We start from the raw sequence: 7,551 nt of genomic DNA on the forward strand, positions 1-7,551 counted from the left end.
TCAGTATCGCCAAGAAGCCCTTAAAAAAATTGTCTGATTTACTGTTGACAATCCACTTCTTCTATAAAACAAGTAGTATGTAAATTGCCCTTTATATTGTTTCCGTACTTTGCACATTTACCTAGCAGTTCTAAAACTGCTTCTTTGTAAGAACTAAAATTATTGGTGGTTTGATATGATTTAACTTGATGAATGGACAAGTAAGTATCATTTTTTTTAATTGAGAAATCTTCCAGATGCTCAATCTCCAGAAAATATTGACTTACGTCTTCTGTAGTTAGATCTAAATTGTTTAGAAAGCATAATGCAGTATATATAGCCACTTGCCCTTGAATGTCGTATCCACTCCATGAAGGAACAGCACTGTGAGTATCTTGAGAATCAATTGTGATTGTTTGGACAGTCTCCGTATTCACACTTAAACCTCCAATAATCAGTAATGTTATCTACAAACTTATACGAAAACATCACAAGGTTTTTAAGCAATTGATTATGAAGCAATTGTAGTTCCGAAAGATATTAATACATTAACCAGCGCCTATTTAATGCTACAATATATTTATATATTCGATTTATTTCTTCCAAATACCTCCTCATATAGGAAAAAAGCCCCGAATGAACGGGGCGAATTGCAGAATAACAGATTATTTATATACAGTAATATAGCTCAGCCATTCAACCTATCTGTATTTTCAAATTTACCTCTCAGCCATCCATTAAGACTTTACTTATGAAAAAGTATCCGTCTCCAGACAAAAAGCCCAAGCACGTAATATCGCTTGAGCTTTGTCAGACCATTTAGATAAATAAATATAGGTAAATGCGGCTCAAATATACTACTCCCTTACCAGCGACACACAGCACTCCACATGTGTGGAGTAGTTAATTAGAACAGCGTATACGAATGTGCTATCAATAATCCTTTAATTTAAAAAACCATATTAACCTTGCGTTTTTTCCTAAACTCAAATATCTATATTGTTATTTTGCTTTTTTACATAATCATCCTTTTTGTTCATATGTGATACAATCACAATCCCAGCCCCTTATAATTCCACTAATATTCAATGATATGGTATAATATCTCAAAAAAAAATTAGTTTGGGTGAGACAATGAATATAGAAAATTATATTGAATCACAATATAGAGAACTACTTTCTATTAGTTCAATAGATGTAGAATTCTCAGACTTATATGCAAATATTAAGCATAAAAAGTTACAAGAAATATTATCAACACTTCACCAAAATTTTATATCATTGTTTCGGTTGATGAATGAAAGGCTTCCTACAAAGGACCATGAAGCACATTTTTGGGCTGAACCTAGCCGCCAATTGATTAAAACAATCGAGATAACATTAGGCTTATATAATACTTTAAAAAACTCAGAATTTGCTTTTGAAATAAATGAATATTACTTTGATCTTATAAAAAAGTGCAGAGATTTTTTACGTTCAAGTGGCGGAAGTACAATTCCGCTTAATATGGAAAAGATTGATTTATTTTATACAATCCCTTTGTTTACTCCGAAGAACATTATTACAATACAACATCCTCAATTTACAAAATCATATGATTTAAAATTAATTGGTAGTGGATCATATGCTCATGTTTACAAATATCGTGACGCTTTCTATAATAAGTATTTCGCGCTAAAAAGAGCTAAAAAAGACTTGACTTCAAAAGAACTTGAAAGATTTAAACGAGAATTTGAAGAAATGAAAGAATTCTCGTCTCCATATATTGTTGAAGTCTATCGATATGATGATGCTAATAATGAATATATAATGGAGTATATGGATTATACCCTTGATAGTTTCATTACTAAAAATAGACAGTCTATGCCAATAGGATTAAGAAAAAATATAGTAAATCAAATTTTACGAGCGTTTGAATATATTCATTCGAAAGAGAGACTACATCGAGATATTAGCCCAAAAAATATTTTACTGAAAGAATATCATGATACTTATGTTGTAAAAATCTCTGACTTTGGATTAGTAAAAATTCCAAACAGTTCTCTCACCTCCTTTAATACTGAGTTTAAAGGATACTTTAATGATCCTTCATTGTTAACTGATGGTTTCTCATCTTATAACATGCTGCATGAAACGTATGCTCTAACAAGGATTGTGTATTTTGTGATGACAGGGAAAACAAACACAGAATCAATTTCAGATCCCAATTTACGGGAATTTGTGAAAAAAGGTATGAACGCAGATAAATCTACGCGTTTCAAATCAGTAACTGAAATGATACAGGCCTTTCGGGCAATTTATCAATAATTTCATCGTCAACCTAATGGGATTACATCAGTTTATTGATATTCAGTTTTCCTAAATTGTAAATATGTCTTAAATTAAATTATCCTGATTATAGTGAATTGTTGTGTAATTTTCAGTCTAATAATGAAAGATATCTGCACCACACACCATCATTTGTAAATTATAGGAATAACGAAGCTATGTCAATTTTAAATCAATGTATTTTTTTGGGGGGCGCGGCGGGGAGAAGTATGACTAGCCAGCTAAATTAGCTTATTGCCTAGCTGTTTTTTAGACCTTATCAGAGTAATATCAGTTGTTTAATGTAATCTGTGATCGTCATTGTTTATTTAACATTATCGTTTGGATTACATTTCATCCTCCCCCCGCCCGCTTCGCAGGCGGGGGGTAGCTATGTGAAGATAGGAACACAGAGCATTCCCCCCCTTGCAAAAAGGGGAATGAACTAGGCTATGTGAGGATGAGGTTTCCAGAGCCTACGAGACATCAGACGCACCCAGGTGTAGCTTTACTGCGTGGATGGCATCATTCCATCACTCTGTCAAGATTCCCTGCCAATTAGGCACTACGACGGGGCCACTCATTAGTGGTATCTGGGAAAAGGCAATGTGCCTCTAACGCACGATACACCGATGATGAGTCGGGCCGGTTCTTTAACGTGTACTACCGAAAAACCACGTAAAAAGCTATATTTAGTTTTTAACAAGCTGTTGCAAAATTGTCCTTCATCAGCCTTATACGAAGTCACTAGCAAATAATCCAATTTGAATAAAACATTTTTCGTAATCAGTCCGTTTCTGAACTTTGCTCAACTGCAAAGATCGTACAAATCAATAGCTCCATCACTTCCTGCAATGTTTGCTCACCGCTAAATACCCTTTTCGTCATTCCTTTCCCACCTCCGCACCAACTTCTTGAAAATTTTCATAGGGATATTTCCTAACCACCCCGCCCGCTATCCGAAAAGTTACTTTTTCTAGGCATCGGGCGGGGCAATTTACCAAAAGAAACAGCTTCAAAATGTGAACATCCCTCTATCAGCCTGATACGAAGTCATAAACGAAAAATCCAGCATTAATATCAAACTGGATTGTTGGTAGCACGTTTCGTATGAGGCTCTCAGGAGGGGCTAATGATGAAATGTGCAGTTTATGCCCGTGTTAGCACGGAAATGAAAAGTCAATTAGACAGTCTGGAAAATCAACTGACGTTCTTTGAAAACTTCATAAGGGAAAAAGGATGGGAACTGGTGAAAACCTATGCGGATGAAGGCAAAAGCGGCACAAGTACGGTCAAACGTGTGGAGTTGCAAAAACTCATGAAAGACGCGGAACAACGGAAGTTTGAGATTGTACTCATCAAATCCGTATCAAGGTGGGCAAGGGATACGGTGGACTCGATTCTCTTGGTCAGACAACTCATGAGTTTTGGGATTCGGGTCATGTCCGTTGAGGACAATTTCGATTCATTTGACGATGGAGCGGAATTCATATTGGCAATCTATTCAGCGCTTGCCCAACAGGAAAGCGACACCATTTCTAAACGTGTGAAATTTGGGATTTCTGTAAAGTCTCGGGAAGGCAAATTTCACGGCAGTCTCCCCCCATACGGCTATGAAAAGGTGAAAGGCAAGCTGGAACTTCATCCGATTCACTCGCAAACCGTCCGACATATTTTTGATCTGTATTTACGGGAAGGATGGGGCATGCAGAAGATAGCCAATTACCTGACCGCTAAGAAAATCCCCACCCCACGGGCGGTAGCGGGAGCAAAAAATGCAGGCGACAAATGGCAATACTCTAGCGTGAAATTGATTCTGACCAATCCTCACTATACGGGGAATCTGGTACAGGGACGCTCCAAGACGGACGGGAGATATTTTTGCAGAAGAAGGGCTACAAAAAGCGGATACTGAACCATCAGGATGAATGGATTATCATTCCGAATTCCCACCCCGCCATCGTTTCACAGGAAGAGTTTCAAGAAGTGCAGGAGAAGATCAGTAAAAAGGGGGAGAAAATCTTTAGAGGCCGTGGGAAAAAGGCGCTTTTTGCACGTTTGGCGTTTTGTGCGGACTGCGGCGCAGGGATGAATTACAAAAACGACCGAAAAGGCTATGTCTGTGCCACCTACCAGAAAAACGGCAAACAAGCATGCCAGTCCCACTACATCAAACATGATGATCTAAAGGATAAGGTGCTGTCTGACCTACGGGAATTGGCGACCAATTCTATAAACATGAATGCTTTACTGAATATCGCCTTGAAAAGGGCGGGGACAAAGAAGCTTGGGGCTATGGAAGAATTAAAAAGGATTGAACGAGAAATCCATTCCCTGCAAACTGAAAAAAGGGAACTGCTTCGCTTATTGTCCCGCCAAGTCATTACTCAGCGCGATTATGAGGAACAGTATCAAATCATCAACGATGAACAAATTGCATTTGAACAACAAAAGCGCACATTAGAAGATACGCTTGCTAAAGAGATTGACACAGAAGCAAACATACAAGCTTTCCAAGAGGAAATCCAGCGCTTTATCAACCTTCAGTTCGATAATGAAGAAACGCTACGGCACGTCCTGCACAGGCTCATTGACCGTGTCGAAGTGTCGGCGGACGGACAGATCATCATCCATTACAATTTCAAAAATCCAATGCAAAAGGGAGCCGCAAGTTAGGCTCCCTTTCTTACCATCAATATTACACACTCCACATGTGTGGAGTACACAGTGTGTAATAACTATATGATTTGCCCTCACCCAGCCACAGTTTGTGGTTTTTTATTCATAATTATTCCAGCTTTTAAGCTAAGGCAATAGTCTAAATTAATATGTGAAATTTACCATTTGGGTATAGTATAATTAATGTAATGAGTCTATGAAAATGAGGAGAATAGTCTATGAGAGGAAAGACGGTATCTATTATCAATATGAAGGGCGGGGTTGGAAAAACAACCCTTACTGTTAATTTAGCGCATTACTTAGCAAAAAATCTAAATAAGAAAGTGTTACTCATTGATTTTGACCCCCAAGCAAATGCAACAAGCGCATTAATTGAATATGACCAGTATCAGGCACATAGAAAAAAGAAGATGATGATTTCCGAGATTTTTTCTGATCTGCGTAATCTCATAAGTCCTTCTGGAAAAGAAGCAAAAGCAAAAAAATTAGAATTGAACGATTTAATAATAAACGTTTATGGGGAAACTAATAAAGGAAAAATAGATTTAGTTCCATCAGAATTAGAGTTATCCAACATATTGGAAAGAGCCAGCGGCTCCAATATGGAGGAACGACTTGATTTTATTATTAAAGACAAAAAACAAGCTTATGATTATGTATTAATTGATTGTAGCCCTACCTATTCAGTTTTAACTAACAATGCGCTAAATACAAGTAACTATGTTTTAATCCCAGTGAAGCCTGATCCATTTTCTGCAAGAGGTATACCAATGTTACTTGAGAAAATAGACTTACATAATCAGTTTAAGGAAGAGATCAAACAGGTAGAAGTGCTGGGGATTGTATTTAATATGGTAAAGGACTCCAGATATATCGACAGTATAAAAGCCGAAATTTATAGAAGTCACAGAGGGGTCTTCGAAACAGAAATCAGGTTTTCTGAGAATTACCCGATAGCTTTTTTTGAAAATAAATTTATTTTAGAAAGTAGAGCACAGGCTCAATTTAAGGATAACTTTTCAAACTTCGCAGAAGAGTTCGTTAGAAAAATACAAATGGATGTGAAGGATTAATGGGCAAAATTAGAAATAGTCTGGATGATTTTAGATTAGAATTAATAATTGATGATATAAGAGGCCTACTAGTAACAGATTCTATTGAGATTGAAAAAATATCAAATATTGAATGGCTAATTAGACTACTGTTAATGTCAAAAGATGTTTTTCCAACAGTAAAAGAGGTAGACATATTTCTTTCTAATATGACAGGAGTACAACATAGAACTAAAAGCACTGGAAGAGATCGTATTATTGACTGGTATTTTAGATATATTCAAGATTTGGATCCAGATAAACAAAATCACGTTTTGCATAAAATCTCCAAATACTTGTTTATCAGTTTCTCATCTAATTACGGAGGATGGAAAAAAGCCTTATATAAGGGGAAAAAATAAACATGTTTCAGATAAGAGAGCAAATTAGAGAAGAAAGTTTGGCATTTATCGAAAGTTTATTCCAAAGCGTTGAAGATAACAAGAATGAAATTTACAATAATTACTCCAATCGTTTGAACACATTACACAAAGCGATCTTCCCAATTTACATATTAAACCACTATAAAGACTATTCATTCATCTCAGATTACTACCAAATTCTGATGAGTAATATAATTGAATCTCAGTCCCTAATGGGGTTAGGATTTTATAATAGTGGAATGAATATACTTAGAAGTGCTATTGAATCTTCCTTCAAACTTTTATATTACGAAACGCATCCTGTTGAGAATATATTACATAATGAAGGACAGCACTCCCTTACTATAACAGAATATAGAGAATTCATGTATAATCATCCTCTTGTAAGGCAATTACGTACTATTGAAAGAGATAAGGTGGAAGCGATCTGGAAAGACTTATGCTCTTATGTGCATAATGATATTAAAGCAATTAAAACTATATCTGTCTTAACGGATATTAAAAGTGTATACACATTTAGTGAACGTGAGTTTCAAACAGTTATTGAGAAATATAAGAATTCTGTTAAGATAATTGTAACAATTTTCCTCGTTTTGAATAATGAGTGGACCAAAAACATTGAAAAAACGTATTACGATTTTATTATTGATATCTACTCTCCCGAAGAAATTAGGTCAATAAAGGAAGTACTTAAAATCTACTGAGTTAGTTTCTGGCCTGCATCCATCTCTTATGGAGCAGGCTATTTACAATCGGGGTTTATATATTAATTCTCTTAATGTTTATCAATGGTTTATTATCAAGGTAAGCGTCTAATAAGTTAGTGTATAGAAACCTCCCTCAGTCTTTGAGACAATTCCCTTAATATTGGAGTTTGTAGAGTTTTTCGACTTCGATCGAAAAACTCCAAAGGGAGGTTTAGAGTTGAATACCAGGGAAGTTACTAACCAGTATCGATTAAACAAATGGACTGAGATTGTCCGAGAATGTCGCAGTAGTGGACAAACGATCTCTGCGTGGTGTGCTATCCTAAAACTTATTATTATTGGTTGAGGCGGAGTCTGTAAAATAAAATGTGTAAACTCTCAAACCTGATAAAATGAAAGTAATAG

At 36.0% G+C, this 7,551-nt stretch carries 7 protein-coding genes; 6 read left to right on the top strand and 1 reads right to left on the bottom strand.

Translation table 11 applies throughout. The annotated features are described in order from the left end of the window. Window positions 1-38 precede the first annotated feature (38 nt). Window positions 39-416, bottom strand: coding sequence for a hypothetical protein (locus tag NR121_RS24645; protein ID WP_256832107.1), 378 nt, complete (start codon window positions 414-416; stop codon window positions 39-41). Window positions 417-1,113: 697 nt separating this feature from the next. On the opposite strand from NR121_RS24645, the gene NR121_RS24650 reads away from it, so the two are divergent. From NR121_RS24650 to NR121_RS24675, 6 genes are all read left to right on the top strand, one after another. Further along, entirely contained in the window at window positions 1,114-2,286 is a 1,173-nt protein-coding gene (locus NR121_RS24650; RefSeq protein WP_256832108.1) for a protein kinase family protein, read from the top strand. A gap of 1,132 nt (window positions 2,287-3,418) precedes the next feature. Beyond that, the gene (locus NR121_RS24655) at window positions 3,419-4,201 is read left to right on the top strand and encodes a recombinase family protein (RefSeq protein WP_256832109.1); all 783 of its coding nucleotides are present in this window, start codon (window positions 3,419-3,421) and stop codon (window positions 4,199-4,201) included. Continuing rightward, window positions 4,168-4,962, top strand: coding sequence for a recombinase zinc beta ribbon domain-containing protein (locus NR121_RS24660; RefSeq protein ID WP_256832110.1), 795 nt, complete (start codon window positions 4,168-4,170; stop codon window positions 4,960-4,962). The genes NR121_RS24655 and NR121_RS24660 overlap by 34 nt, the downstream gene beginning before the upstream one ends. Window positions 4,963-5,183: 221 nt before the next feature. Then, entirely contained in the window at window positions 5,184-6,038 is an 855-nt protein-coding gene (locus tag NR121_RS24665) for a ParA family protein (protein WP_256832111.1), read from the top strand. Further along, a complete protein-coding gene (locus NR121_RS24670; protein ID WP_256832112.1) occupies window positions 6,038-6,418 on the top strand; it encodes a hypothetical protein in 381 nt (126 codons plus the stop codon). The genes NR121_RS24665 and NR121_RS24670 overlap by 1 nt, the downstream gene beginning before the upstream one ends. 2 nt (window positions 6,419-6,420) lie before the next feature. Then, window positions 6,421-7,143: a hypothetical protein gene (locus NR121_RS24675; RefSeq protein WP_256832113.1), complete on the top strand. Its 723-nt coding sequence runs from the start codon at window positions 6,421-6,423 to the stop codon at window positions 7,141-7,143. The last annotated feature ends 408 nt before the right edge of the window (window positions 7,144-7,551 follow it).

It is taken from the genome of Paenibacillus sp. Pae15 (assembly GCF_024519685.1).
Classification (GTDB): Bacteria; Bacillota; Bacilli; order Paenibacillales; family NBRC-103111; genus Paenibacillus_G; species Paenibacillus_G naphthalenovorans.